Origin of the sequence: Streptomyces apricus, assembly GCF_008369065.1 — a bacterium.
Taxonomy (GTDB): Bacteria; Actinomycetota; Actinomycetes; order Streptomycetales; family Streptomycetaceae; genus Streptomyces; species Streptomyces apricus.
The window spans coordinates 1-1,019 of record NZ_VDFC01000242.1 but is presented as its reverse complement, the minus strand read 5'-3'; the positions used below and the strand labels follow the sequence as shown (position 1 = coordinate 1,019).

Genomic DNA, 1,019 nt, shown 5'->3' with positions numbered 1-1,019 from the left:
GGCCAGGGCTCGGGTGCGCCGGCTTCCGGGGAGCGGCCCGAGCCGCCCCGGGCACCGGGGACCTCCCCGGGCACCCCGGGCGCTTCCGACGACAACCCCTTCGCCCCGCCCCCGGAGGGCACGCCCGACCGGCCGTGGCAGCCCCGGCGGCCCACGGGCGGCCAGGACCAGGACGGCGGCTCCCTGTGGGGCAGCCAGTGGAGCGACCGGCAGCCCGGGCGCGCGCAGGGCGGCCGCTTCGGCGACAAGCCCGGGCCGTCGGGCGGGCAGGGGGGTCCGGAAGGGGCCGGCGGCCCCGGTTCCGGTACGCGCTGGGACCCGACCGACCCCGTGCAGCGGCGCGCCAGGTACGCACTGCTGTCCGGCATGTGGGCGTTCTTCTTCGCCCTCTTCGCCTGGCCGTACGTGGCGCTGCTGCTCGGCTCGCTCGCCCTCTACTGGGCAGTCAGCGCCCTGCGCGCCAAGTCGCGTCCGGCCGACCCGGACACCCCGGTGCCGCCCGGGCAGGGCTCGCGGCCCCAGACGACCGCCGCGATCAGCGGGCTGGTCACGGCGTCCCTCGCGCTGGTGCTGGTGGCGACGACGTTCACGGCGCAGCTCGTGTACCGCGACTACTACACCTGCGTGAACGACTCCCTCACGAACACGGCGAAGAAGTCCTGCGACGACCTGCTGCCGGACAAGTTGCAGGGGCTGCTCGGGGCGGAGTGACCCCGCCGCCGCCCCTGGCACCTCCTTGGGCCACCGGCCGTCACTCCGGCGGGTCGACGGGCTCGGACGCCTTCTTCAGCGCCTCCCGCCGGGTCTCCTGCGACAGGTCGTCGTACCAGAGGGACCCGAGGGGATCGGAGAGGGGCAGGAAGTCGTACGGCTCGAAGTCGGGGTCGGGCGCGGGCTCCTCGCGGCGACCACTCCGCAACCGGGAGAACCAGGAGGCGGACGGGGGGTTCTGGGGCGCGGGCGCGTGGGGTGAAGGTGCGGACGGCTCGGGCGCCTGAGACACGGGCGCGTGCCGTGGG

Annotated in this window: 1 protein-coding gene and 1 pseudogene; one reads left to right on the top strand and one right to left on the bottom strand. The window is 76.1% G+C overall.

Features of this window, described 5'->3' with window-relative positions; genetic code table 11:
- On the top strand, nucleotides 1-711 hold a 711-nt coding region (locus tag FGF04_RS39460; protein WP_235882757.1), incomplete at its 5' end, for a hypothetical protein.
- Between the two features lie 40 nt (nucleotides 712-751).
- On the opposite strand, the pseudogene FGF04_RS40765 reads toward FGF04_RS39460, so the two are convergent.
- Nucleotides 752-1,019: pseudogene (locus FGF04_RS40765) on the bottom strand (hypothetical protein); the annotation flags it as partial.